The sequence below is a fragment of the Paenibacillus amylolyticus genome (assembly GCF_051136285.1).
Classification (GTDB): domain Bacteria; phylum Bacillota; class Bacilli; order Paenibacillales; family Paenibacillaceae; genus Paenibacillus; species Paenibacillus amylolyticus_F.
Map to the genome: position 1 here is coordinate 4,923,847 of NZ_CP194938.1, position 26,333 is coordinate 4,950,179.

Genomic DNA, 26,333 nt, shown 5'->3' on the forward strand with positions numbered 1-26,333 from the left:
TTTTATTGAAATGTATGAAGCCATTGAGATTTTTTATTTTGAGAGTTTGTGTTGAACGTTTCGGTGGAGCCTGTCGTATTACCTTAAGACTGAACATGAAGCGGGTGATCATTCGGATGAGAACAGCTGAATTGGAGGAAGTGCGCAGAGCGGCAGAAGGCGATGACAGCGCACTAGCAGCACTATTGCAGCGCCATTATTCATTTGTGTATAAATATCTTATAAAAGTTACGATGGATTCTAATATGGCTGAAGAAATTGTGCAGGATACCATGGTTCGTTGCATGGAAAACATTCGGCGTTATGATGGTACATCAGCATTTTCGTCATGGATGATCACTATCGCAACCCGAATTTACATTGACAGAACCAGACGAAAGAAGAGAGAGCAGAGCTGGCTTGAGTTGATCCGACATCAGGCGATACGCCGTTTTCGTTGGCATCTCGAAAGTCGAAACGAGGAATGGACGGATGTGATGGATGCGATGACAAGACTAACCCCTGAGCATCGCATTACGGTATTGCTGAAGCACTATTATGGATATAGTTACGATGAGATTGGAGAGATGTTATGCATTCCTGCCGGAACAGCCAAGTCGCGGACAGCTTATGGTCTCCGTCAATTGAGAAAGGAGCTGGAATAGAATGAGCACATCGAACGAAGTACAGGATCAGGAAATCGTGCAGCGATTACAGCAGTCGATGAAAGCACTGGACGATGTCTGTAAACCGGCAGATATTCCTTCATTGGCATCACTCGAATCCCGTGTCAGGGAACAAAGACGACTGAAGCGCAGAGCCAATCTGGTTGAACTCATCTGCTTCTGGCTCGTGGCATTGATGGTAATTACACTGGGAACGTTGCTGATTGTTTCTTCTCCTGCCGTGTACCTGGGCATACAAGTTTTGGGTACTGTCATTGCTGTCATAGCAGCCACATTATGGCTCGTCCGGCAACGGAAGGAGACGATGCATCATGAATAAGCTTCACTATTCTTTGGCAGAGATTCCTCCAGTTCTGCTTGCGTTCCTGGCGCTCCTGCTTTTGTTTCAAGGAACATGGATTTTTCAAGATGCACGCAAACGTGGACGTTTTCCCTGGTTATGGGGTTTGTGGGGAATGATCAGCGTTCCCGGTCCCCTGCTCATTTACTGGTTGGTTGTGATTCGTACCGACCGTAATCGACACGGTAAAAAGTAAACATAACTGATGATATGGGAACGAGCAGATATCACCTTAAGGAGATCTTTAAAAAGATTTTGCACAAATATGTTGTTTAATTCTAGTATTCCTAGACATCGTTATTCTTTTCTAGTAGACTATACAAATAAATATGAATGATAGACTACCAGGAGGTTAGACGATGCTGCGATTAGGAGAGAAGGTTGTCATCGTCGCGGATGCGTTTGAGCAGAATCTTCCTGTAGGGGAATTTGGATATATCATCGCTTATGACCGAAATCCGGACAATGCGTTCGATTACGTGCTTCGTGTGCCGCTCGTGAATCGGAACTTTTTTGTTCCATCCGGCGACGTCGATCTGGAAGAGATTCTGCTGAAGCAGGAAGCTGAGCGGGTCGAGCGAGAAGCGTTGATAGATTACGCCCTTGCAACACATAATGAGAAGCTGTTTCATCATCTGATGAACGGTGACCCTCAAGCTGTGGAAGAGGAAGAAGAAACCGCGAATGATGTCATGTCCCAGGCGGATTTTATAAAGCAGGTTAACCTGCGTGCATGGATTTAAGAATTAGATTGTTCAGGAGTCGGCTGATGCTGGCTCCTTTTTTGCTTTTACATTGAATTGTCGAACTATCTCACCTATAATTAGAAAAGTTATCTTGGGACTTTAGCCCGTTAAACGAATGCTTCGTTTGCGGGGTTATCTCAAGCACAGAACGAATGAAGGAGGCATCCGGTAATGAGTATTTCAAATAATGACGTTCAGCATGTGGCCAAGCTGGCCCGGCTTAATCTGACTGCTGAAGAAGAACAGACGCTGACAGGTCAGCTGAACGCGATCTTAAAATATGCAGAGAAGCTGAACGAGCTGGACACAGACCACATTGAGCCAACAACTCACGTTTTGCATGTCAGCAACGTGATGCGTGAAGATGAAACCAAGGAAAGCCTGTCTATTGAACAGGTGATGCACAACGCACCAGATGAAGAAGACGGGCAGTTCAAAGTACCTGCTGTCATGGAATAACGGATAATTGGAAGGAGGACAAGCACTGTGAGTTTATTTGAACAATCATTGCCTGAGTTACATAACAAACTGCACGCAAAAGAACTATCGGTCAGCGATCTGGTAGATCAGGCGTATCAGAATATCGGTGCACATGATGACAAGGTGAAGGCTTATTTAACACTGGACGAGGAGAATGCACGCGCTCGCGCTCGTCAGCTTGATGACCGACTTGTCAGTGGTGAGGAGAAAGGTTTGCTGTTTGGTTTGCCTGTAGGTATTAAAGATAACATTGTGACGAACGGACTGCGTACCACCTGTGGAAGTCAGTTCCTGCGTAATTTCGACCCGGTGTATGATGCAACAGTTGTCGAAAAGCTGAAAGCAGCCGATACCGTAACCCTCGGTAAACTTAACATGGATGAATTCGCCATGGGTGGTTCCAACGAGAATTCCAGCTTCTCTCCTGTGCATAATCCATGGGCACTTGATCGTGTTCCGGGCGGATCTTCAGGTGGTTCTGCAGCGGCCGTTGCTGCAGGAGAAGCGTACTTCACACTTGGATCAGACACGGGCGGTTCCATCAGGCAGCCTGCTTCCTATTGCGGAGTTGTTGGATTGAAGCCAACGTACGGACTGGTTTCCCGTTTTGGTTTGGTGGCATTTGCGTCATCACTCGACCAGATCGGACCTTTGACCAAAAATGTAGAAGATTCTGCTTATGTGTTGCAAGCCATTGCTGGCTATGATGCCAAAGATTCGACATCTGCCAAGGTGGATATTCCCGATTATTTGAGCGGACTGACGGGTGATGTGAAAGGACTGCGCATAGCCGTACCGAAGGAATACATCGGTGAAGGTGTTGACCCGCAAGTCAAAGAAACTGTTTTGGCCGCACTTAACGTGCTGGAGGGTCTTGGAGCGACATGGGAAGAGGTTTCTTTGCCGCATACCGAATATGCAGTGGCTACCTATTACCTGCTTGCTTCTTCTGAAGCTTCATCCAACTTGGCTCGTTTCGACGGTGTACGTTATGGTGTGCGTGCAGACAATCCGGAGAATTTGCTGGATCTGTACCACCAATCCAGAAGTCAGGGCTTTGGTCCAGAAGTAAAACGGCGTATTATGCTCGGAACCTATGCACTCAGTTCCGGCTATTATGATGCGTATTATTTGAAATCTCAGAAAGTACGTACATTGATCAAACAGGACTTTGATGATGTATTTGCCAAATATGATGTGATTATTGGACCTACTGCACCTACAACTGCATTTAAGATGGGGTCTCAAGTTGACAATCCACTTACGATGTATCTGAACGACATCCTGACGATCCCAGTCAGCTTGGCGGGTGTTCCTGCGGTCAGCATTCCATGTGGATTTGCAGATGGTTTGCCTGTAGGTTTGCAGATTATCGGTAAAGCTTTTGATGAAACAACCGTATTGCGCGTAGCGCATGCGTATGAACAAAATACAGCATTCCACAAGCAGCGTCCGCAGCTGTAGACTGCCCGGAACGGAGGTAATAAGAAATGTCCGCATCTAAATATGAAACGGTCGTTGGACTTGAAGTCCACGTGGAGTTACATACCAACTCCAAAATTTTCTGTGGCTGCTCCACCGCTTTTGGAGCTCCCCCCAATACACACACCTGCCCGGTCTGTCTCGGCCACCCGGGCGTACTGCCAGTATTGAATCGTCAGGCAGTTGACTATGCGATGAAAGCTGCAATGGCACTTAACTGCACGATTGCTGATGTCAGCAAGTTTGACCGTAAAAACTATTTCTACCCGGATTCACCTAAAGCGTATCAGATCTCACAATTTGATCAGCCAATCGGTGAGAATGGCTGGATCGATATCGAAGTGAATGGCGAGACGAAACGGATCGGTATCACACGTCTGCATTTAGAAGAAGATGCAGGTAAGCTCACACATGTGGATGGTGGTTATGCCTCCCTTGTTGACTTTAACCGTGTCGGAACTCCGCTCGTGGAGATTGTATCCGAGCCGGAAATTTCTTCTCCGGAAGAAGCGCGTGCGTATTTGGAAAAATTACGTGCGATCATGCAGTACTGTGATGTTTCTGATGTGAAGATGGAAGAGGGGTCACTTCGTTGTGACGCTAACATCAGCTTGCGTCCACATGGTCAGGAGAAGCTGGGCATCCGGGCGGAGTTGAAAAATATGAACTCTTTCCGTGGTGTACAGCGCGGGCTGGAGTACGAGCAGTATCGTCAGGCTGAAATTCTTGACGACGGCGGCGAAGTTGTTCAGGAGACACGCCGCTGGGATGAGGCTCAGGGCAAAACCTTGTCGATGCGTGGCAAAGAGCAAGCGCATGATTATCGTTACTTCCCGGACCCGGATCTTGTGAAATTGCATATTGATAACGAGTGGAAGGAACGTATCAGAGCTTCCATTCCTGAGTTGCCGGATCAGCGTAAAGCCCGTTATACTGCAGATTACAGTCTGCCAAGTTATGATGCGGAGGTCATCACTTCCTCCAAAGCGATTGCAGATCTGTTCGAGGATAGTTTGAAATATACGCAGGATGCCAAATCCGTCTCCAACTGGATTATGGGGGATTTGTTAGGTTATCTTAACACCAACAACCTTGAGGTAACACAAGTTCCGCTGACGGGGCAAGGGCTCGGTGAGATGATTGGATTGCTGGAGAAAGGCACCATTAACAGCAAAATCGCTAAAACCGTATTCAAGGAAATGCTCGAGAGCGGTAAGCTTCCGCAGCAGATCGTTGAAGAAAAAGGACTTGTGCAAATTAGTGACGAAGGAGCCATTCTTGCCATTGTCGAACAGGTCGTTGCGAACAACCCGCAATCGGTTGAGGATTATAAGGCCGGTAAACAAAAAGCGATTGGTTTCCTCGTAGGTCAGGTCATGAAAGAAAGTAAAGGCAAGGCGAATCCAGCCCTCGCCAACCAACTGCTTACAGATGTACTGAACCGCTAATCCTTCCGGTGAGGCCGGACAGAAAGAGGCTGGTCCCTGTGACAGCCTCTTTTTTGTTATGAAATACCCTGATGCGCTGTGTTATTTCGGTTTAACGGTTTATTCAGCCTGATACGAGGGAGCTACTTAACGATGCGAATTCAATCGTTGTCATTGCGTGATGAAGACATGTTAACCCAGTTGTGGAGGCTGCAGCATATGGCTTACCGGCTGGAAGCAAAAATTATCGGATTTCAAGACATTCCACCTTTGCTTGACACAATCGAGACATTGCAGAACTGCGGAGAAACATTTTATGGATGTGTAGACGAGCAGGATGGAGAGTTACTTGGTGCGGTTGCTGTGATTGCAGAAGAACGGGATACACTAACCATCACACGTATGATGGTACATCCCAACCATTTCCGCCAAGGAATTGCTGCATCGCTAATGGAGCATGTTTTTGAAGAACACCCCAACCTGCCTCGGTACATCGTTTCCACCGGAACGCTTAATACTGCTGCGGTGAATCTATATATGAAGTTTGGTTTTAAGCCAGTGGAAGCTGCGCAGATTGCACCTGGAGTGGAATTAACAACATTTCATAAGAATAAGTTTTAAGTATGTGAACAACTTAGAGGGGGAACTACGATATTGAGTAATCCTTGGTTTATTGATGAATGGCATATTTTGCTTCGTTTATTGCTGGCGATGCTGCTTGGTGGGCTGGTTGGCTTGGAACGTGAGAGATCCAATCATGCTGCCGGTCTTCGTACTCATATTCTGGTATGTCTTGGATCGGCACTAATTATGATGCTGTCTATTTATGGTTTCAAAGATTTTGCACATGAATTAAACGTACGGATTGATCCGGCGCGTCTCGCTACAGCGGTTATTACCGGTGTCGGCTTTTTGGGTGCGGGAACGATACTTTTTACCGGGAAGTCCATTACGGGACTCACGACTGCAGCGTCAATCTGGGTCGTTGCCGCGATTGGTCTTGCTGCGGGTGCGGGGTTCTTTTTTGCCTCCATCGTCTCCACCGTGCTGGTACTCTTGAATCTTTGGGTATTTAACAAACTAGAGCTCAGGTACTTGCGTGGCAACAAATTGCATGTCATTATCCTCCACACCTTGTCCGAACCAGGGATATTAGAGAAGGTCTCCTCTTTTATGGAGCAGGAAAAGATCAGAATTCGTAAAGTTACGGTGAATGAACCGGATTTGGCTTTTGCAGAGGTCGTATCCGTTGAGCGAAAAATAGAAATCGTGCTGCACGTTCAAGTGCCGCATGACTTAAAAACGATACAGATTGTCTCCAAGTTAAGGCAGTGGGAACACATGACCAGAGTATCTATTGAATAAAAGAAATCAACACCCTCCGTGCGCAGGAATAGCGGAGGGTGTTTCTTAATATCCATTTTCCTTCCAGTTACTCTTTGGACGCTTTAGGGTACTATCTAACCAAATGCATAAATGAGGATATCGGCTATTTCTCACGAAAGGAGCATGTTATGAAGAAGGCACATCCACACCTCGCAAGAACAAGAAAGACTAGAAAGCCCAAGAAGGTACGGAATAAAACACACAAATTTATTGCCGGGTTGTTAAGTGCCATCATTCCGGGGTTGGGACATATCTATTTGCGTCTGTACATGCGGGGCTTAACTTTTATATTGCTTGTATTGCTTGATTTGTCCGCTCTATTATACTTCTCGTCCATCGGTATACAGATTAATGTGCCTCTACTGATCTTGCTGGCTCTTTGTATTCCGGTAATCTACTTTTACAACGTATATGATGTGTTGCAATCGGCTGACTGGGTTATGCTGCGCAGGCGCCGAGCGGTAATGCAAGGTAATATGGACAAGCCGCTAGCCAGCGAACGTGCTGAACGGGAGCGAATGATGGTGTGGGAGCGCGGTATTTCATTTGGGCTTCTGTTAATTGTGGGAGGTTCACTGATGGTACTCTTTTTCCGCAAACCACGCTGGTTTCAAGAGATGATTGCTATGTACGGTGGATATTCTTTTGCCATTTTGATGATCGCAGGCGGTTTAGTACTTTTTGGCCGGGAATTCTGGGTTATGCTGCGTAAGAAGAAAACATAGAGAACGGATAATGGACGGAAGGAGGGAAAAGAATGAACCGTAAAATCCGGGTTGGACGTTATACGGCTGCTGCTCTAATAGCTGCTGTTGGTGTACTGCTTATTATGGATAAACAGTGGGGGACAGATTACCTCTACGAATTCGTGGATTGGTGGCCGTTTTTGCTTGTGGCTCTGGGTGTGGAATGGATCTTGTTGTTCCTGTGGACACGTGGGAGAGGTAAACGAGATGTAGATCGTTTAACCCCGTCAGATGAGCGCCAAAAAGCTCGTTTTAAACCGGATGCCAAAGGCATTTTGGCATCTTTGATTTTAACTGCTTCTGTATTTATTGTGACTGAACAGGATCACTACATGCATCTGTGGAACCGAGTTAGTCTTAATCTGGGAGCAGCTTCAATGGACTATAGTCAGGCTGCCGGTTATAAGGAAGATAAGGTCACGATTGGAGTTCCTGTCCGTATGGATACTTCGGATATCGTGGTTGAAGGTGTAAATGGAGATATAACGCTCCAGCGTGGAGATACGGATGAGGTTAAAGTAAATACTGTTGTCTGGGTAGATCAAGCGTCTGATGTACAGGCCAAGGCGGTAGCAGCGGCTTCTTTCGTAGAAGCAGAAGGAGATAAAGTTATTCATATCAAAGCGACAGGTAAAGCATATGGTGAAAATGAAAAAATGCAGCCACGCATGAATATGACGATCACTATTCCAGACGACCGCCGTTTCAATCTGGATATCCGCACATCGAATGGTGCAATTTTGTTAAACCGTCCTGAAGCCATCAAAACTATTCTTGCCGAGACAGGTAATGGGCGAATTCGAATTACGAATGCGGTCGGCGATATTTCAGGGAAAACGCTGAACGGTGACGTGATCGTAGCTAACGCTATAGGCAATGTGGACCTGGACAGTAATCGCGGGGATATGAAAGCGCGCGGGGTTTCGGGGGATGTAGATTTGACCACGCAAATGGGAAATGTCAGCATTACAGACTCCATTGGTGAGTATACAGCCGAAACACGGAATGGAAATATTACACTGGACAGTGCCAACTTGGCCGTTAAAGCCCAGTCCCTCAATGGTAGTATTCATATTGTCTCCACCAAAGTTGGCGGAGATTGGGATGTGTACAGTGCCGTCGGAGCGATTAACGTGATGATCCCCGAGCGCGGTGATTACAGTCTGACCGGTTCCAGCAGTTACGGTGATTTGCGGACAGACATGCCGTTTAACGTAAAAAACAAAACGATTGAAGGGCAGCTTGGTGAAGGAGAGTACAGGATCAAAATTGAAGGGAACAGTGATCTGACGGTGCATCGTAATCCTGAGGTTCCTGTACCGCAAAGCCTATCCACGGGCGCTGAAGAAACGAATGGGAATGGGCAACAGACGACGAATGAAGGCCAAAATTCCCAGGAGGAATCCACGGAAGCTCCCGCATCGTCGCGTTGACAATAAACTTGCAATCGCCGTACAATAAATATACACTGGCAAGGTTACATGACGCGCACGAGCATTTGTCGTTGTGAACAGCCGGTAAACAATACTCTGTATAGAGAGTGAAGGATTCACATTTTTCACACAGAGAATGAAAGGTAAGGCGGTGGGCTTTATGGCAACACGTGTCCAACATGCGTTGGAGCAGCTTAAAACGACCGGTGTCCGTATTACACCCCAGCGTCATGCCATATTAAACTATTTGATGGAATCGATGGGGCATCCGACAGCCGATGAGATCTACCGGGCGCTTGAACCTCAGTTTCCAAGTATGAGCGTGGCGACCGTGTATAACAATCTAAAAATGTTTCTGGAAGCCGGTATGGTTCGGGAATTGACCTACGGAGATAATTCAAGTCGTTTTGATGCTAATGTGACGGATCACTATCATGTAATATGTGACCAATGCGGCAAAATTGAAGACTTCAGCTATCCTTCGTTGAAGATTGTGGAGCTTCAGGCAGAGTCAAGCACGGGATTTGAAGTACATGGTCACCGATTGGAAGTATATGGTGTGTGCAAAAGTTGCAGGGATCAATAGAGATGATTTACAATATTAACGTGTGGAATTCGGTATGGATTCTTCACGTTTTTTATTTATACTGGGTTCTGAAGTAAATATCCTTTTGATTGTATTATTTGTTAATTTATTTATTATTTGTTTATGCCTATGTTCAACATCATCTTTGGAATTAACGGAGGTACTCGTTTGGGTAGAAAAAATAAATATACACGTCGTAAACGACGTTCATTTTGGCCGGGATTACTCGGAGCTTGTCTGGTGGCTGGTGGTGCCTATTGGCTTATAACCAGTGTATGGTTAAACAAAGTTCATGAAGATCCGGATTGGCTCGGGAGAAATCAGCCTATTTTTGTGGATGGGCAGCTGATGGATGAGGAAGCTTCTGGTACAGGTGCGCAGCTCAAATTGCCCGTAAAGGTACTGCAAGAAACCATTGATCCGGGCATACGGTACGAACCTGATTCCGGGGATATTATTATTGCTTCCCCGCAGCGAGTACTTCATATGAAAGAGGGGAGTACCAAGGCAGAGCTGAATCATCAAAATTATCCGATGAAGGTAAAGCCGGAGGTTAAGGGGAATGAAGCGTATATTCCGCTTCAACCGCTGAAAGAGGTATACGGCCTGACCGTGCAGGAAGACTCTGCAACAGGAGCAGTTATCTTGATGCGCGGTGGAGATACGATACAATACGCTGCGATTGATACCCTGTCCTCCAAAGAAGATCAGACAGTTCCGCTATACAAGCGAGGAGAGGAATCGTCGCCCATTCTTACTGATATGCAGCAGAATACAAGAGTGCGTGTCTGGCAGACGGGCAAAGATCAGAGCTTTGTACAGATGGATAATGGTTATGCCGGTTATGTAGATAATGATCATATCGTTCTGGGTGAGAAAAAGACGCTGGGCCTCCCGAAATTTACACCTACTGCTGCGGAGAAAAAGTGGAAAAACAAACCGATCAACTTGGTCTGGGAAGCTGTCTATAATCGTCAGCCAGATGTAGGATCCATCGGTAAAATGCCTGGGGTTAATGTGGTGAGCCCAACATGGTTCCATATTACGGACGGCAATGGAACAGTGAAAAGCAAAGGAAATCAATCCTATGTGAACTGGGCCCATCGCTCAGGAATGGAAGTATGGGGGCTGATGGATAATAGTTTTGATCCGAAAATCACCAAGGAGGCACTGTCTACCTACGCCAAGCGTACACACATCATTGAGCAGATGCTGGAGTATGCGAGAATGTTCCGGCTGGATGGCATTAATATCGACTTTGAGAATGTGCACACTGAGGATGGAGTGAATGTGACTCAATTTGTACGAGAAATGAAAGCGATGGCCCGCATTCATGGACTAATGTTATCGGTGGATGTCACGCCAAAATCAAATAGTGAAATGTGGTCTGCCTTTTTAGATCGTCGCGGATTAGGAGCGTTTGCTGATTATATCGTGGTGATGGCGTATGATGAGCACTGGGCAGCCAGTCCAAAAGCTGGTTCGGTAGCCTCACTCCCGTGGACTAAGTCTTCGATGCGCCGCATACTGGAAGAAGATGAGGTGCCTTCGGACAAGCTGATTATGGCCGTTCCTCTGTACACACGGATTTGGACTGAAAAAGCGAACGAACAGGGTGAGATTAAAGTATCCTCCAAAGCTGTAGGTATGAACACCGTACAGGAGTTGATTAAGGAGAAGAAACTTAAACCTGTTCTGGATCAAGCAAGTGGGCAGAATTATGTAGAGTATAAGGAAGATGGTGCTGTCAAAAAAATATGGATCGAAGATGCAGTTTCCCTGCAGGCACGGGTAGATCTTATTTCTTCGTTGAAACTTGGCGGAGTGGCTGCATGGAACCGAAGCTTTGCTAATGCCTCGGCATGGGAAACACTCAAGCAAGCTGGTTATTCTAAATGATTTTGAACTCATCATTGTTATAGTTTGTAATATAGCAAAAGCCCCGGTAAAGTTACCGGGGCTTTTTAATGTGTCGAATACTTATTCAGAAAGTGAATTAACAGCGGGATTCCAGAGTGGTTGAGAAGTTACTTCGAAGATGCGGCGGGTGGAGTAGGTGTATTCAAAGGTGGGCTCATCGTATTGGCTTTGTTCGGATCCATCGTAAGAATCGTATGGCAGAACATACAACGGTCTGTCTTACCCAACATTTTTGTTAATTTGCCGCATTCCGGGCAATCAACCTGTACAGCACTGGTTGAGAGCATGCCTGCCCAGAAATAAATGATTAGACTGCCGAGCATGGCAACAAGGCCAATTACAAGACCAACAGCTGCGATGACCTTTCCGGCATGTCCCCAGAACACTATTCCGGCTGTCCCCAGTATCATTAGGCCCATGCCTAACATGGTTAGTAGTAATCCCCAAGTGCGAAAAGCATTAATTTTAGCTGATTTAAAAATCATGAAAAATGCTCCTATCGTATGAGTAGTATTGGACCTGAAAAAGAAGGAAACGTGGTGCTTCGTGTAGAATTACATTATAACTGACTTGGCGCTAGACTGCCATGAATTGTATAAATTGTATGGAGGGAATCGTGGAATTAAAGAACCTTGCTTTTTTGTCCGAGCAGTCGGAAGAGAAGGGGGCAGTTGGGGCTATCGCTTATTCCCACCCGGGAGAGCGATTCCACGGCTCCCTGATTCAGGATTTTGACTTACTGGTACTGATCGTACACAACACAGATCAATCCATATCAACGGTGGAACATTACAGATACGGTGATCTTCGTTATCAGTTGATCTATGTCAGTCGGTCTGATTTGCAGATTACTGCAGTTACTGGAGAACATGATGATCTCATGCAATGCCTGATTGAAGGGGAGATTATCTGGGAAACAGATAATTCGATTAGTAACTTGCGGGAAGAATTATCTTCATTCGGAAATGAGTTGCGTGAGCAAAAACTGTTTCATGAGTTCACCAGTTTTCTAAGAATGTACGTTGAGGCCAAACGCCATATCCAGCAGGGGCATGTTGTCGATGCCTATTATGATGCGTTGAAAGCTCTGGGAAACTGGGCGAGGATTGTACTTATTGAACAGGGCATCTACCCTGATCATGCTGTCTGGACTCATGTACAGCAACTGGATCGTGCGTTGTGGAAACTGTATCAGGAGCTAACAGTAAGTTCCGAGACTTTGGAACAGCGTGTTGAGCTTGTCTTGCTTGCCTGTGAGTTTTCCGTCATGTCTAAAATGGTAGAATGCTCGGAACTCCTGCTGCGTGTGATAAGAAGCCGTAAAGAACCATGGAGTATGAATGAACTTGTCCATCATCCTCAATTAAGATTTGTTCGCAAGGACTTGCCTCTGGTTCTTCGTAAACTTGTGTTTCGTTCTATTGTAAAAGAATCAGCCGGATGGCCTTCTCTGGAGGGGGAAGGCCGGGAAATTCGCTATTGGATTGAGACTTGAGTTATTTTGTCCATCAGATATGTGAAGTGGTATATAAAGGAGGGGAAACCTTCCTTTTTTGTTTGTTTAATAATTTATATGTTTGGTGTTGACTCCGGTCTGGGAAATATGATACATTATATTTCGTTCCCCAAATGAGCGAATCGTCAGTAGATGATGAATTTACTTGAGGGAAAGTGAAGAACAAGAGTCTTAATAAAAAAAATTAAAAAATGTTCTTGACGAAAGCAAACGAAATGTGTTACATTATTCAAGTCGCCGCCGAAACTTGGTTGAGACGAAAAAGAAGTAAACAAATCGTGTTTGATCTTTGAAAACTGAACAACGAGTGAGTGAACATTCTGCTTGCAGAATGAACGCGAAAGTTTGAGACGAGCCTTGGCTTGGATCGACTGGAGCACAAATGAGATTTTTAATCTCGTCAGATTCAAAATGAGCTTATCGCTCTTTTCAATACCCCGATGAGTTTGATAGCGTTTAACGACGCTGACCAAATTCATCTTCATTGGAGAGTTTGATCCTGGCTCAGGACGAACGCTGGCGGCATGCCTAATACATGCAAGTCGAGCGGACTTGAAGAGAAGCTTGCTTCTCGGATAGTTAGCGGCGGACGGGTGAGTAACACGTAGGCAACCTGCCCTCAAGCTTGGGACAACTACCGGAAACGGTAGCTAATACCGAATACTTGTTTTCTTCGCCTGAAGGGAACTGGAAAGACGGAGCAATCTGTCACTTGGGGATGGGCCTGCGGCGCATTAGCTAGTTGGTGAGGTAACGGCTCACCAAGGCGACGATGCGTAGCCGACCTGAGAGGGTGATCGGCCACACTGGGACTGAGACACGGCCCAGACTCCTACGGGAGGCAGCAGTAGGGAATCTTCCGCAATGGGCGAAAGCCTGACGGAGCAATGCCGCGTGAGTGATGAAGGTTTTCGGATCGTAAAGCTCTGTTGCCAGGGAAGAACGCTTGGGAGAGTAACTGCTCTCAAGGTGACGGTACCTGAGAAGAAAGCCCCGGCTAACTACGTGCCAGCAGCCGCGGTAATACGTAGGGGGCAAGCGTTGTCCGGAATTATTGGGCGTAAAGCGCGCGCAGGCGGTCATGTAAGTCTGGTGTTTAATCCCGGGGCTCAACCCCGGATCGCACTGGAAACTGTGTGACTTGAGTGCAGAAGAGGAGAGTGGAATTCCACGTGTAGCGGTGAAATGCGTAGATATGTGGAGGAACACCAGTGGCGAAGGCGACTCTCTGGGCTGTAACTGACGCTGAGGCGCGAAAGCGTGGGGAGCAAACAGGATTAGATACCCTGGTAGTCCACGCCGTAAACGATGAGTGCTAGGTGTTAGGGGTTTCGATACCCTTGGTGCCGAAGTTAACACATTAAGCACTCCGCCTGGGGAGTACGGTCGCAAGACTGAAACTCAAAGGAATTGACGGGGACCCGCACAAGCAGTGGAGTATGTGGTTTAATTCGAAGCAACGCGAAGAACCTTACCAGGTCTTGACATCCAACTAACGAAGCAGAGATGCATCAGGTGCCCTTCGGGGAAAGTTGAGACAGGTGGTGCATGGTTGTCGTCAGCTCGTGTCGTGAGATGTTGGGTTAAGTCCCGCAACGAGCGCAACCCTTATATTTAGTTGCCAGCACTTCGGGTGGGCACTCTAGATAGACTGCCGGTGACAAACCGGAGGAAGGTGGGGATGACGTCAAATCATCATGCCCCTTATGACCTGGGCTACACACGTACTACAATGGCCGGTACAACGGGCAGCGAAATCGCGAGATGGAGCCAATCCCAACAAAGCCGGTCTCAGTTCGGATTGCAGGCTGCAACTCGCCTGCATGAAGTCGGAATTGCTAGTAATCGCGGATCAGCATGCCGCGGTGAATACGTTCCCGGGTCTTGTACACACCGCCCGTCACACCACGAGAGTTTATAACACCCGAAGTCGGTGGGGTAACCGCAAGGAGCCAGCCGCCGAAGGTGGGATAGATGATTGGGGTGAAGTCGTAACAAGGTAGCCGTATCGGAAGGTGCGGCTGGATCACCTCCTTTCTATGGAGAATCGTTTCCTGCGTGGAAACATTCAAAAAGTCTTCAGGAAGTATACTTCCGAAGCGAGCTTTACTTCGTAAAGCTTTTAACTCACTCGTTGCTCAGTTTTGAGAGTTCAAACTCTCAACACTTCTCGTTTATTCGACCGACACTTCTTGTGAACGGCCCGAATGAAACGATTTGTTCTTTGAAAACTAGATATCGAAACGAAACAAACGCGAATTAGAACATTCCTTTTTAGCTGAACTTGTGTATAACAAGTTTCAATAAAAACGGTAGATTGCTGGAGCGAGTGATCGAAATGGAGCGACTTTTGGCTTTGCGCAAGCAAACCAAGCGGAGCAACAGCTCGAACGCGAGCGCAATGGTTAAGCTACTAAGAGCACACGGAGGATGCCTAGGCGCTAGGAGCCGATGAAGGACGTGGCGAACAACGAAACTGCCTCGGGGAGCTGTAAGCAAGCTTTGATCCGGGGATGTCCGAATGGGGAAACCCAGCTGGGGTAATATCCAGTTACTCACAACTGAATACATAGGTTGTGCAGAGGCATACCAAGGGAACTGAAACATCTAAGTACCTTGAGGAAGAGAAAACAATAGTGATTCCGTCAGTAGCGGCGAGCGAACGCGGAGAAGCCCAAACCAAGGAGCTTGCTCTTTGGGGTTGTGGGACGTCTCACATGGAGTTACAAAGGAACCGGTTAAGCGAAGAGGTCTGGAAAGGCCCGCCAAAGAAGGTAAAAGCCCTGTAGTTGAAAGTTGGTTCCCTCCGAGACGGATCCCGAGTAGTGCGGGGCACGTGAAACCCCGTATGAATCCGGCAGGACCATCTGCCAAGGCTAAATACTTCCTAGCGACCGATAGTGAAGCAGTACCGTGAGGGAAAGGTGAAAAGCACCCCGGAAGGGGAGTGAAATAGAACCTGAAACCGTGTGCTTACAAAAAGTCAGAGCCCGTTTTAGGGGTGATGGCGTGCCTTTTGTAGAATGAACCGGCGAGTTACGTTCCCGTGCAAGGTTAAGGTGAAGAGCCGGAGCCGCAGCGAAAGCGAGTCTGAATAGGGCGCCATAGTACGTGGACGTAGACCCGAAACCGGGTGATCTACCCCTGTCCAGGGTGAAGGTGCGGTAACACGCACTGGAGGCCCGAACCCACGCATGTTGAAAAATGCGGGGATGAGGTGGGGGTAGCGGAGAAATTCCAATCGAACTCGGAGATAGCTGGTTCTCCCCGAAATAGCTTTAGGGCTAGCCTCGGAAAACAGAGTCGTGGAGGTAGAGCACTGATTGGGTGCGGGGCCCGCAAGGGTTACCAAGCTCAGTCAAACTCCGAATGCCATAGACTTACTTCCGGGAGTCAGACAGTGAGTGCTAAGATCCATTGTCAAAAGGGAAACAGCCCAGACCATCAGCTAAGGTCCCCAAGTGTGTGTTAAGTGGGAAAGGATGTGGAGTTGCACAGACAACCAGGATGTTGGCTTAGAAGCAGCCACCATTGAAAGAGTGCGTAATAGCTCACTGGTCGAGTGACTCTGCGCCGAAAATGTAACGGGGCTAAACACACCACCGAAGCTATGGCTTGGATCGACTTCACTGCTTCTTTGAGGCGGTGTTTACCACAAGGACATTTTTGTCAGACAAGGGTTGTAATCTTGGAAGACCAAATGTTTCTCAGGGGATAAACACAGGACTTCGAAGCTGGAGTGAAGTCGATCCAGGGGTAGGGGAGCGTTGTATAAGGGTTGAAGGTGTACCGCAAGGAGCGCTGGACATTATACAAGTGAGAATGCCGGTATGAGTAACGAAAAGATCAGTGAGAATCTGATCCGCCGAAAGCCTAAGGGTTCCTGAGGAAGGTTCGTCCGCTCAGGGTAAGTCGGGACCTAAGGCGAGGCCGAAAGGCGTAGTCGAAGGACAACAGGTCGAAATTCCTGTACCACCGTAAATCGTTACGAGCAATGGGGGGACGCAGTAGGGTAGTGACGCGGACTGATGGATGTCCGTCTAAGCAGTAAGGCTGATGTGTAGGCAAATCCGCACATCGTAAGGCTGAGCTGTGATGGGGAGCGAAAATTACAGTAGCGAAGGTCATGATCTCACACTGCCAAGAAAAGCCTCTAGCCAGATGAAGGTGCCCGTACCGCAAACCGACACAGGTAGGTGAGAAGAGAATTCTAAGGCGCGCGGAAGAACTCTCGTTAAGGAACTCGGCAAAATGACCCCGTAACTTCGGGAGAAGGGGTGCCCCGGTAGTGTGAATAGCACGAGGGGGCCGCAGTGAAAAGGCCCAAGCGACTGTTTAGCAAAAACACAGGTCTGTGCGAAGCCGTAAGGCGAAGTATACGGGCTGACGCCTGCCCGGTGCTGGAAGGTTAAGGGGAGTGGTTAGGAGTAATCCGAAGCTGTGAACCGAAGCCCCAGTAAACGGCGGCCGTAACTATAACGGTCCTAAGGTAGCGAAATTCCTTGTCAGGTAAATTCTGACCCGCACGAATGGCGTAACGACTTGGGCGCTGTCTCAACGAGAGATCCGGTGAAATTTTAATACCTGTGAAGATGCAGGTTACCCGCGACAAGACGGAAAGACCCCATGGAGCTTTACTGCAGCTTGATATTGAATTTGGGTACGATCTGTACAGGATAGGTGGGAGCCTTAGAAGCATGAGCGCCAGCTTGTGTGGAGGCACCGTTGGGATACCACCCTGATCGTATCTAGGTTCTAACCTGGTGCCCTTAACGGGTACGGGGACAGTGTCAGGTGGGCAGTTTGACTGGGGCGGTCGCCTCCTAAAGAGTAACGGAGGCGCCCAAAGGTTCCCTCAGAATGGTTGGAAATCATTCGAAGAGTGCAAAGGCATAAGGGAGCTTGACTGCGAGACCTACAAGTCGAGCAGGGACGAAAGTCGGGCTTAGTGATCCGGTGGTACCGCATGGAAGGGCCATCGCTCAACGGATAAAAGCTACCCTGGGGATAACAGGCTTATCTCCCCCAAGAGTCCACATCGACGGGGAGGTTTGGCACCTCGATGTCGGCTCATCGCATCCTGGGGCTGAAGTAGGTCCCAAGGGTTGGGCTGTTCGCCCATTAAAGCGGTACGCGAGCTGGGTTCAGAACGTCGTGAGACAGTTCGGTCCCTATCTGTCGTGGGCGTAGGAAATTTGAGAGGAGCTGTCCTTAGTACGAGAGGACCGGGATGGACGTACCGCTGGTGTACCAGTTGTTCCGCCAGGAGCACCGCTGGGTAGCTATGTACGGACGGGATAAGCGCTGAAAGCATCTAAGCGTGAAGCCCCCCTCAAGATGAGATTTCCCAGTATGTAAGACCCCTTGAAGACGACGAGGTAGATAGGCTGGGGGTGGAAGTGCAGCAATGCATGGAGCTGACCAGTACTAATCGGTCGAGGGCTTATCCAATAGCACGTTTGAGTTTGCGTGAGTTTCGTTTCGAATCTAGTTTTCAGAGAACAACACTCTGAAACATATTCCCTGATAGCTCAGTTGGTAGAGCACTCGACTGTTAATCGAGTTGTCACAGGTTCGAGTCCTGTTCGGGGAGCCATGGAGAGGTGTCCGAGCTGGCCGAAGGAGCACGATTGGAAATCGTGTAGGCGTCACAAGCGTCTCGAGGGTTCGAATCCCTCTCTCTCCGCCATAATACTTTTTTAGCAAGGCCCGTTGGTCAAGGGGTTAAGACACCTCCCTTTCACGGAGGTAACAGGGGTTCGAATCCCCTACGGGTCATAGCCATATCTAAAGCTTCAACAAGGGATGATGAAATCCTCACTTCAAAAAAGAGTTGATTTTAACATCAGATTTATGGTAAGATCATAAATGTGTTATTCGGAGGCTTAGCTCAGCTGGGAGAGCATCTGCCTTACAAGCAGAGGGTCGGGGGTTCGATCCCCTCAGCCTCCACCATATATATTTTAATGACGCGGGGTGGAGCAGCCCGGTAGCTCGTCGGGCTCATAACCCGAAGGCCGCAGGTTCAAATCCTGCCCCCGCAATTAAAGCTTTCCTAAGTGAAAGTGATCTGGAACCGTGGTGTAGTTGGCCTAACATGCCTGCCTGTCACGCAGGAGATCGCGGGTTCGAATCCCGTCGGTTCCGCCATTTAAGTTTTAACATGAGGGAAGTTGTTCACTACATCTGCTGTATGGCACTGATGCCCTGGATAAAGTGTAGCGACTCAAGCTTAAACTTTATTATGGCTCGGTAGCTCAGTCGGTAGAGCAGAGGACTGAAAATCCTCGTGTCGGCGGTTCGATTCCGTCCCGAGCCACCTTTACAGAATAACTTAATAAGCCGGTGTAGCTCAACTGGTAGAGCAACTGACTTGTAATCAGTAGGTTGGGGGTTCAAGTCCTCTCGCCGGCACCATGTAATCCTGGAGGATTAGCGAAGTGGCCAAACGCATCAGACTGTAAATCTGCTCCCGTACGGGTTCGGTGGTTCGAATCCATCATCCTCCACCAGTTTTTAGGGGCATAGTTTAAAGGTAGAACAACGGTCTCCAAAACCGTTGGTGTGGGTTCAATTCCTGCTGCCCCTGCCAATTTATTTTCTAGTGAATGTACTTTATATGGCGATCGTGGCGAAGTGGTTAACGCACCGGTTTGTGGATCCGGCATTCGGGGGTTCAATTCCCCTCGATCGCCCCTTTGTTATCTAATGGGGATTAGCCAAGCGGTAAGGCAACGGACTTTGACTCCGTCATGCATAGGTTCAAATCCTATATCCCCAGCCATTATGCGGACGTGGCTCAGCGGTAGAGCATCGCCTTGCCAAGGCGAGGGTCGCGGGTTCGATTCCCGTCGTCCGCTCCATAATAAGGCGCCATAGCCAAGTGGTAAGGCACAGCTCTGCAAAAGCTTTATCCCCAGTTCGAATCTGGGTGGCGCCTCCAGCATATTTTATTAAAACTATATGCTATAACTAAATATGCCGGCGTGGCGGAATGGCAGACGCGCTCGACTCAAAATCGAGTGGGAAACCGTGGAGGTTCGAGTCCTCTCGCCGGTATTATTAAAAAGTTTCTCAGATATAATCTGAGAAACTTTTTTTGTTTTTGTTATGCAAATGAGTCTCTTCAAAAAAAGTTGAGACATATCAAACCTATAATCGGTTTGATTCGTTTCTTAGGTTTGTATACAATGTTACGCGACATTTCTATTAGGGAGGAAAGCAATAATGAAGAAATCGGCAAAATACTTATCTTTAATTTTGGTATTGGGACTATGTCTAACGTTGCCTCAGTTAGCTGGTGCAGAAGCATCGGCTCACAATCACATGACGGGGAGTACTGACAAAAAGGATGTGAAGCCATCTACAAAACAAGCGACGGGTTCAACAGCCAATAAAACAACCAAACCAACCCAACCGAAGAAATCGGTACCTGCAACTCCAGGTAAAAAGAAGTCCACTAAGAAGAAAAGTGATGCTTCTAAATCTGCTAAAGAGAGTAAAAAAACCACAGATACCAAAACAGAGAAAAGCAAGACTTATGTAATTGAAATCTCTGATTTTACATTTCAAACCGCAGAGCTGAAGATCAAGGTTGGTGATCGTGTTGAGTTTGTAAATAAGGATCAAGTGGAACATTCTGTTGTTGCAGCGGATGATTCATTCAATACGGGACTGTTTGGTGAAGGCGAGAAATCTGTGATTACGTTTAAAAAGGCGGGCGAGATCAATTATCACTGTGGGCCTCACCCGAGAATGAAAGGGGTAATTAAAGTCCTCTCCAAGTAATCCTGTGTTCGAAATTGATCGACCTGACAGGAGAGGGGAAGACTTTTCAATATGAAGGAGTATTCCGATTATCAGTTAACTTTACTGATTAGACAAAAAAAGCAAGAAGCGTTATCAGAATTATATGATCGTTATGCTTCTCTCATATACTCATTTGCCTGGAAGTCCCTTCAACAAGAGGAGGGGACTCGGGAAGTGGTGCAGTCTGTGTTTGTAAGAATATGGACGACAGAGGCTGAGTTTGACCCGAATAAGGGTCAGTTTAGAAATTGGATTCTCACGATTACACGTAATTTGGCAATCGATTGGCTGCGTAAACAACGCAGTCCGTCGAGCCAGCTAGTGTCATATTATGCAGCCGAGAAGTTGGAGAGAGTTGCAGAACTTGCTGAACTATCGGTCGAAAGCCAAGTTGAAAAACTATTGTTGAAGGAGCAGATCAAAGGAATGCGTGCCTTTCTTTCTCAACAACAACTTCAATTGCTGGAACATTTTTATTGGCAAGGATACAGCTTGAGTGAGTTAGCAGCGCACTATCAGGAGCCTTTGGGCACAGTAAAAAGCCGACTTCACCAGACACTGAAAATACTGCGTAAGCATCTGCTTGCGAGAGGGGAAGAGTGGTAATGTCGTCAACAACGGTCTGCTCATACATGCTGGAATATCTATCCGATCCTTGCTCAGAAGAAGGCAAAGGTTTTGAAAGGCATCTTGTTACCTGTGAGTCATGCAAGCTTGAATTAGAACAACTACGGCCAGGCTGGGAGGCGATTCCAACGCATCTGGAACAAGTGGAGTTGCCAACCGATTTAAAAAAACAGGTAATGGAAGCAGCATGGGGGAAAAGCAACGAAACCGCTGTGTCCGATTTTGTAGAAGTTAAAAGTAATAGTAGAATAGAGCGCTCTACCAAGCGGTTTCACCATCAAAAAATGAATCTCGCAGCAGCATCTTTACTTATTCTTCTTGGTGCTAGTTTGTTAGGAAATGTAGTTATGGTTCGAGAACGCACGGAACAGCCCGTAACCTTAATGAATTCGATTGAATTGCCTACTTCAGAGATACAAAAGGTTGTAAAGCTTGAATCACTGACCTCTGGGAGCAGTTATGGGGTAGCTTGTATTGTAGGCACCGGGAAGAATCAACAGTTTGTAGTCTATCTGTTCAATCCTCCACAGACGGAGAAGGATGAGGTTTATCAAGTATGGTTGAACAAGGATCAGGCGTCCCAGAACGCAGGCAAGCTGAAAGTGGAAAATCAGATGGGGCTTGCTGTACTCGCAATTCCTATGGGTAACCATGCATGGAGCTATGACTCCATTGCGATTACGTTGGAGCCTGATTCAACAGGACTTGTTCCTCGTGGCCCTCAGATGTTTCGCTCGAGCTAGCGACACTACAGCAACAAGCATTTCTTTCTGGAGAAATTGCTGGGAATTCCTCCAGTCGGATAAGTCTGTGCAGAACACATGGTGATCAGTCCATGTACTCGTTGAATTGTAAAACTTTTTTAAAAGACAACACAACAGGGATACCTTTACTCCCTTTTGTGTTTTTTGTATTTGACAGTTCAAATCTCCCAATAAACTCTTGATATAGCTGCGTAAACCAGAGACCTACTCTTATCGTTGACGAAATCAAAAGAAAAAACTTGAAATTTTATACAAAAATACTTAAAATACTTAATTAGAACACATGTTTTGAAGGTATTGTTGTTTTTTTAGCGAATTATGTATTTTGAGGAAATTATGGATTTTCATCTTGGACCCTTTAGGAGGTGAAAAGACTTTACTCCACTTGTACACTACTTCATTCGTTTTAATCCGTTTTCCCCACTTTGAACAGAAAGCATTGTTAGAACAGGATAGCTTGTAGAAACAATGGTTTAGAACAGATGTCACATGCTGCAATTGCACAAATGCCAAATGAAACAATTTGTGGGCACAGATACCGTATACATTAGCCCTGATCAGAGCGCAGCATAGAATTTACATAGGGATACTGTAAGTGTTAACTAGTCAATACACTATTGTAATAGTTGGGCTTGAAAGTGAAGAGTGTTTGTCCCACTATACCTGAATTGTGCTTCGTTACGACGTATTTGTTGTATGGGGCATGCTTTTTGGTGGTTTTACAGGGAATTTTGTCAGTCGGATATCCATATAAACCTTGTTGAAAGTCATCAAGCATCACAGACCAGGGACTCATTGAATTGTGCACATTTTAAAGATTAGTGTCAAGTTGGAGCGGTCAGTGACTAGGGCTCTGCTTTGTCTGGGTGATTCATTGTTAAGATAGACTTTGAATTGTTAACGTTCGAAAGGAAAGCATGAAATCAATGACAGGACGATATTCAGTCTCACGAAAGTCTAATGACTGTAAATGATTTTGCTAGGTTTTGCTATGTTATTTTGTTATATCTACTTTAAACAACGACAAAACGTGCTTATTGCTTCGTGCGGCTATTACGTTGCTACGTATTTTTTGAGTGCAAATAAAACGTATTTATAGAAGGAGAGTAATAAAAAAATGAAGCAAAGAATTCTAATGATCGGCTTTTCAATGGTTGCTCTGAAACATTACAAAGATCGTGACGATATCGAAGTTTACATCATCGAAGAGGAAGAGTTGTTTGAAAAGAATAACTTTAGCGAATTTGAAAGTAAATTAATCAAAAAAGTTGTATTTGGAAACTACATTGATTCCGAAGATTGTGTACCCATTGCCCAAAAACTTCATGAAGAATTACAATTTAATGCTGTTTTCCCATCAAAAGATTATGCAGTTAGAGCAACAGGTAAAATTGCTGATGCGTTAGGTTTACCGGGATTAAGAGAAAAAAATGCCAGAATTTTAACCAATAAAATTTTGTTGAGAGAAGCATGTGAACGTTATGGTATTCCCCATCCAAGATTCAGAAAAGTAGATCGAGTAGATGAACTTTTTGATTTCTATAAAGGCAAGCCGTTGATTTTAAAACCAGCCACATTGCAGGCCAGCATAGGGATTAGTAAGATTGTATCCCCAAGTGATATTGAGAAAGCATGGCAGAATACAACGACTGCTCTTGATAACCCGAAGATTACGGTTTCCAGAACAATCAATCGGGAGAACATTGTGGAGGAATATTTGGATGGACCAGAATTTAGTGTAGAGACACTGGTGCGAGATAACGAAATTATCTTTTCGAATGTGACCGAGAAAATAACGTTTGATGATAACTTTGTTGAAGAGGGGCATATTGTTCCAGCAAATATATCTGAGGCAGACCGGGAGGCATTGTTGAAAGAGAAGCATAACTTAGTTGAAAAACTCGAAATCGGATCCGGATTGTTACATTCAGAATGGAAAATGCAGGACAGTGGTCCAGTTTTGGTAGAGTGTGCAGGGAGGATGCCGGGAGATTATATCTATGATTTGATTAGTAACGCTTACGAATTTGATTTTTTAAAGGAATACTCAATGATATTGTTGCAACAAGATACCCATATTTCACAAAAAGTTGCAAAGGTAAGTTCAGTAAGATATTTTACCTGTCCAGCAGGTGAACTAAAAGAAATCAAGGGAATCGAAAATTTGATGATTCCTGAGGTGGTGGATTGGTCCATTGACAAGAATGTAGGGGACATCATTCCAGTTGTCAAATCTTCATGGGATCGAGTAGGACATTTCGTTGTAGTAGGTGATTCTCATGACGAAGTAAATCGAATTTCCAATCACCTTTTGAATTCCATCCAGTTCGAGGTAGAAGCTGGGCTGAAAATTAAATAAGAAAAGTAGGAGAAGATGATGAAAAACGGAAAGATGCTTTTAAGCTTTTTGAAAAACGCAAGAAATATACGATTATTAGCCTTGGCTATTTTCATCTCGAACATAGGAAGCGGAATGCAGCTTATTGCCGTTAGCAAGTTATTATACGATAGAACGAATAGTGCAACCTCAATAGGTATTGTCATTATTCTTCAATACGTTGTGATGTTTGTGGTGCAATTTATTTCGGGGACAGTGGTGGACCGCAGTAACCAGAAAAGTATTCTGGTCATTAGTGATTTTACTAAAGGTTTACTTATCGTAGGAGCAGGTGCACTTTTCTTTTTCATTCCAGATACAAGTCTTGGATATTTATTTGTTATTCTCGTTATTGTGAATATTGTTGTGCCATTCTTTTCTAATGCACAGTTCACATTAACCCCTGAACTCGTCAAAGACAAGGATGAGCTGTTACAAGCTAACAGCATTCTTACCACTCTTTTTCAAGCAGGACAACTCATCGGTAGTGCTATTGTTGCTTCTATTATTTTTTTCATGAGCCCAGCTGCAGCGTTAATTATTGCCGGTAGTCTGTTCTTCCTCTCTGCTCTGAATTTTAAATTGATCGAATTCCATAAAAAGGTGAAGGAACAAAAGGAAGAGCATAAAAGTATAAGTGCCCATTTTTTTGGAGACTGGAAGGTTTTGTTTAAAGAGATTGGCAAGGAAAAGAGCGTGTTAGCGCATTTGCTAATCAGTTCTGGTGACTATATGGCGGTTAATATTTTCAACCTTATGCTCATTCCGGTAGTTGCGATTCACTATAATGACAACAGCTTTTATATTTCTCTGTTTGATAGTGGATTTGCGATAGGTTCAATGATTATCGTTGCCTATATCGCCAGTTTTTCTAAAAAATTGGGTACGAACAATTCAGCTGTAGTAGGTCTACTTTTACAGTCGGCCATTCTTATCATTCTCTCCATTAACGTTCATGTCATTTTTGCTTTCTTGCTAATGGTTGTGTATGGCTCAGCCAATTCATTTTCCATTACCATTTTTAATACGAATCTACAGAAAAGAAGTACAGCGGAATTTATGGGACGGATCAATTCGGTGAAAAACTTTATTGTATCTTTGCTGACCATTACTTTAATTCCAGTACTTTCACATATGTTTGATATCTCCATAGAGTATGGACTTATGGCATCGGGCATTGTTCTTTTCACCTATTCTCTTGTTTCTTTTTTGGTCGGCCGGAATTTTGCATTTGGACAAGACTATTTATCTAAAGGAATTCAGATTGAGGAGATCAAAAAAAAATTAGTATAGGAGATTACCAATGAATAATGAAAATATGATTTACCTTATGTGTTTCCCGTTTGGCGGTGGCGGAGCCAGTGTTTACAGTGAATGGAATGAAAAAATGCCTTCTGAAATTGAAGTGGTGCCTATTCAACTGGCTGGAAGAGAACGTGAGATCGGTGAAGATCCATTCACCAATTTGCATAAAGCAGCAGACCACTATGCTCGGGTGATCGGAGAGAAGTATGCAAACAAAAGGCTCGCATTTTTGGGGCACTGTTTCCTGGGGTCTACATTAGCATTCGAGGTGATTAAAAGACTTGAGAATGACCCTCAGCTAAAAATTGAACATCTGTTTGCTTCAGCGGCTTATTCTCCAAGCAGTATCCGTGAATATGGTATTGATCTCGATCAAGATGATGAGTTTATTAACAAAGTTGAAGAGCTGACGGGACTTAGAAATGAGGCATTTAATATTCCTGAATTGAAGGAGCTTTTGATGCCAACGTTCAAGGCAGATTTTCAAATGGATATGGAATATCCGAGGAGTCATGAGGTGATCAACATCCCGATTACGGGGATTTATGCAAAGAGTGATACTTTCGTAAGTAAGCATGAGGTTGAACAATGGAAGCAGCATACGTCCAAAGATTACAATCTCTACGAAGTTGAAGGGGAGCACATGTATCTAATCGACAAGGCTGAATCTGTTCTTGAAGTCATCGAAAAAAGCTTGTTAAATTACGTAGAAGGTCGTGAGTAG

At 45.7% G+C, this 26,333-nt stretch carries 21 protein-coding genes, 15 tRNA genes and 2 rRNA genes; 37 read left to right on the forward strand and 1 reads right to left on the reverse strand.

Annotated elements, in window-relative coordinates; genetic code table 11:
* Positions 1-95: 95 nt before the first annotated feature.
* The 13 genes from sigY (at position 96) to ACR8BL_RS21500 (ending at position 11,190) form a co-directional block, all read left to right on the forward strand.
* On the forward strand, positions 96-644 hold the full coding sequence (gene sigY, locus ACR8BL_RS21440; RefSeq protein ID WP_434749436.1) for an RNA polymerase sigma factor SigY: 549 nt from the start codon (positions 96-98) through the stop codon (positions 642-644).
* Position 645: 1 nt separating this feature from the next.
* Positions 646-984: a YxlC family protein gene (locus ACR8BL_RS21445; RefSeq protein ID WP_434749437.1), complete on the forward strand. Its 339-nt coding sequence runs from the start codon at positions 646-648 to the stop codon at positions 982-984.
* On the forward strand, positions 977-1,201 hold the full coding sequence (locus ACR8BL_RS21450; protein ID WP_434749438.1) for a sigmaY antisigma factor component: 225 nt from the start codon (positions 977-979) through the stop codon (positions 1,199-1,201). Before ACR8BL_RS21445 ends, ACR8BL_RS21450 begins: the two co-directional genes overlap by 8 nt.
* A gap of 163 nt (positions 1,202-1,364) precedes the next feature.
* Positions 1,365-1,748, forward strand: a complete 384-nt coding sequence (locus ACR8BL_RS21455; protein ID WP_434749439.1) for an ATPase — start codon at positions 1,365-1,367, stop codon at positions 1,746-1,748.
* A gap of 174 nt (positions 1,749-1,922) precedes the next feature.
* Positions 1,923-2,210 carry an Asp-tRNA(Asn)/Glu-tRNA(Gln) amidotransferase subunit GatC gene (gatC, locus tag ACR8BL_RS21460; RefSeq protein WP_434749440.1) on the forward strand — a complete coding sequence of 96 codons (288 nt, stop codon included), beginning with the start codon at positions 1,923-1,925 and terminating at the stop codon, positions 2,208-2,210.
* A gap of 27 nt (positions 2,211-2,237) precedes the next feature.
* Positions 2,238-3,695, forward strand: coding sequence for an Asp-tRNA(Asn)/Glu-tRNA(Gln) amidotransferase subunit GatA (gatA, locus tag ACR8BL_RS21465; RefSeq protein WP_434749441.1), 1,458 nt, complete (start codon positions 2,238-2,240; stop codon positions 3,693-3,695).
* A gap of 26 nt (positions 3,696-3,721) precedes the next feature.
* Positions 3,722-5,161, forward strand: coding sequence for an Asp-tRNA(Asn)/Glu-tRNA(Gln) amidotransferase subunit GatB (gatB, locus tag ACR8BL_RS21470; protein WP_434749442.1), 1,440 nt, complete (start codon positions 3,722-3,724; stop codon positions 5,159-5,161).
* 132 nt (positions 5,162-5,293) lie between these two features.
* Positions 5,294-5,761, forward strand: a complete 468-nt coding sequence (locus ACR8BL_RS21475; protein ID WP_434749443.1) for a GNAT family N-acetyltransferase — start codon at positions 5,294-5,296, stop codon at positions 5,759-5,761.
* A gap of 33 nt (positions 5,762-5,794) precedes the next feature.
* A complete protein-coding gene (locus ACR8BL_RS21480) occupies positions 5,795-6,505 on the forward strand; it encodes an MgtC/SapB family protein (RefSeq protein ID WP_434749444.1) in 711 nt (236 codons plus the stop codon).
* A gap of 149 nt (positions 6,506-6,654) precedes the next feature.
* The gene (locus ACR8BL_RS21485) at positions 6,655-7,251 is read left to right on the forward strand and encodes a hypothetical protein (RefSeq protein ID WP_434749445.1); all 597 of its coding nucleotides are present in this window, start codon (positions 6,655-6,657) and stop codon (positions 7,249-7,251) included.
* Between the two features lie 32 nt (positions 7,252-7,283).
* A complete protein-coding gene (locus ACR8BL_RS21490; RefSeq protein ID WP_434749446.1) occupies positions 7,284-8,705 on the forward strand; it encodes a DUF4097 family beta strand repeat-containing protein in 1,422 nt (473 codons plus the stop codon).
* Positions 8,706-8,865: 160 nt separating this feature from the next.
* Positions 8,866-9,291, forward strand: coding sequence for a peroxide-responsive transcriptional repressor PerR (gene perR / locus ACR8BL_RS21495; protein ID WP_434749447.1), 426 nt, complete (start codon positions 8,866-8,868; stop codon positions 9,289-9,291).
* A gap of 168 nt (positions 9,292-9,459) precedes the next feature.
* Positions 9,460-11,190 (forward strand): glycosyl hydrolase family 18 protein, encoded by a 1,731-nt coding sequence (locus tag ACR8BL_RS21500; protein WP_434749448.1) that lies wholly within the window; start codon positions 9,460-9,462, stop codon positions 11,188-11,190.
* A gap of 128 nt (positions 11,191-11,318) precedes the next feature.
* On the opposite strand, the gene ACR8BL_RS21505 is transcribed toward ACR8BL_RS21500, so the two are convergent.
* Positions 11,319-11,696 (reverse strand): DUF2614 family zinc ribbon-containing protein, encoded by a 378-nt coding sequence (locus ACR8BL_RS21505; protein WP_434749449.1) that lies wholly within the window; start codon positions 11,694-11,696, stop codon positions 11,319-11,321.
* 131 nt (positions 11,697-11,827) lie between these two features.
* On the opposite strand from ACR8BL_RS21505, the gene ACR8BL_RS21510 reads away from it, so the two are divergent.
* The 24 genes from ACR8BL_RS21510 (at position 11,828) to ACR8BL_RS21625 (ending at position 26,333) form a co-directional block, all read left to right on the forward strand.
* Positions 11,828-12,706 carry a nucleotidyltransferase-like protein gene (locus tag ACR8BL_RS21510; RefSeq protein ID WP_434749450.1) on the forward strand — a complete coding sequence of 293 codons (879 nt, stop codon included), beginning with the start codon at positions 11,828-11,830 and terminating at the stop codon, positions 12,704-12,706.
* A 502-nt stretch (positions 12,707-13,208) separates the two neighbouring features.
* A 16S ribosomal RNA gene (locus ACR8BL_RS21515) occupies positions 13,209-14,764 on the forward strand.
* Between the two features lie 366 nt (positions 14,765-15,130).
* Positions 15,131-18,178 (forward strand): 23S ribosomal RNA (locus ACR8BL_RS21520).
* Together the 16S and 23S rRNA genes with 15 tRNA genes alongside form the textbook arrangement of a ribosomal RNA operon.
* A gap of 69 nt (positions 18,179-18,247) precedes the next feature.
* Positions 18,248-18,323: transfer RNA gene (locus tag ACR8BL_RS21525), tRNA-Asn, on the forward strand.
* A gap of 1 nt (position 18,324) precedes the next feature.
* Positions 18,325-18,416 (forward strand) — tRNA-Ser (locus ACR8BL_RS21530).
* Positions 18,417-18,433: 17 nt separating this feature from the next.
* Positions 18,434-18,505 (forward strand) — tRNA-Glu (locus tag ACR8BL_RS21535).
* Between the two features lie 101 nt (positions 18,506-18,606).
* Positions 18,607-18,682 (forward strand) — tRNA-Val (locus ACR8BL_RS21540).
* Between the two features lie 15 nt (positions 18,683-18,697).
* Positions 18,698-18,771: transfer RNA gene (locus tag ACR8BL_RS21545), tRNA-Met, on the forward strand.
* A gap of 28 nt (positions 18,772-18,799) precedes the next feature.
* Positions 18,800-18,877, forward strand: a tRNA-Asp gene (locus tag ACR8BL_RS21550).
* A gap of 96 nt (positions 18,878-18,973) precedes the next feature.
* A tRNA-Phe gene (locus tag ACR8BL_RS21555) sits at positions 18,974-19,046 on the forward strand.
* 22 nt (positions 19,047-19,068) lie between these two features.
* A tRNA-Thr gene (locus tag ACR8BL_RS21560) sits at positions 19,069-19,144 on the forward strand.
* A gap of 9 nt (positions 19,145-19,153) precedes the next feature.
* Positions 19,154-19,239 (forward strand) — tRNA-Tyr (locus ACR8BL_RS21565).
* A gap of 6 nt (positions 19,240-19,245) precedes the next feature.
* Positions 19,246-19,319 (forward strand) — tRNA-Trp (locus ACR8BL_RS21570).
* A gap of 30 nt (positions 19,320-19,349) precedes the next feature.
* Positions 19,350-19,422, forward strand: a tRNA-His gene (locus tag ACR8BL_RS21575).
* 14 nt (positions 19,423-19,436) lie between these two features.
* Positions 19,437-19,511: transfer RNA gene (locus ACR8BL_RS21580), tRNA-Gln, on the forward strand.
* 4 nt (positions 19,512-19,515) lie between these two features.
* Positions 19,516-19,590: transfer RNA gene (locus ACR8BL_RS21585), tRNA-Gly, on the forward strand.
* 6 nt (positions 19,591-19,596) lie between these two features.
* A tRNA-Cys gene (locus tag ACR8BL_RS21590) sits at positions 19,597-19,670 on the forward strand.
* Between the two features lie 37 nt (positions 19,671-19,707).
* Positions 19,708-19,786: transfer RNA gene (locus ACR8BL_RS21595), tRNA-Leu, on the forward strand.
* A gap of 168 nt (positions 19,787-19,954) precedes the next feature.
* On the forward strand, positions 19,955-20,515 hold the full coding sequence (locus ACR8BL_RS21600) for a plastocyanin/azurin family copper-binding protein (protein WP_434749451.1): 561 nt from the start codon (positions 19,955-19,957) through the stop codon (positions 20,513-20,515).
* Between the two features lie 51 nt (positions 20,516-20,566).
* Complete coding sequence (locus ACR8BL_RS21605) at positions 20,567-21,142, forward strand: RNA polymerase sigma factor (RefSeq protein WP_434749452.1); 576 nt, start codon at positions 20,567-20,569, stop codon at positions 21,140-21,142.
* Positions 21,142-21,906 (forward strand): anti-sigma factor, encoded by a 765-nt coding sequence (locus tag ACR8BL_RS21610; RefSeq protein WP_434749453.1) that lies wholly within the window; start codon positions 21,142-21,144, stop codon positions 21,904-21,906. The genes ACR8BL_RS21605 and ACR8BL_RS21610 overlap by 1 nt, the downstream gene beginning before the upstream one ends.
* Before the next feature lie 1,138 nt (positions 21,907-23,044).
* Complete coding sequence (locus ACR8BL_RS21615; protein ID WP_434756427.1) at positions 23,045-24,286, forward strand: ATP-grasp domain-containing protein; 1,242 nt, start codon at positions 23,045-23,047, stop codon at positions 24,284-24,286.
* Positions 24,287-24,301: 15 nt separating this feature from the next.
* Positions 24,302-25,597 (forward strand): MFS transporter, encoded by a 1,296-nt coding sequence (locus ACR8BL_RS21620; RefSeq protein WP_434758267.1) that lies wholly within the window; start codon positions 24,302-24,304, stop codon positions 25,595-25,597.
* A gap of 10 nt (positions 25,598-25,607) precedes the next feature.
* Positions 25,608-26,333: a thioesterase II family protein gene (locus tag ACR8BL_RS21625; RefSeq protein WP_434749456.1), complete on the forward strand. Its 726-nt coding sequence runs from the start codon at positions 25,608-25,610 to the stop codon at positions 26,331-26,333.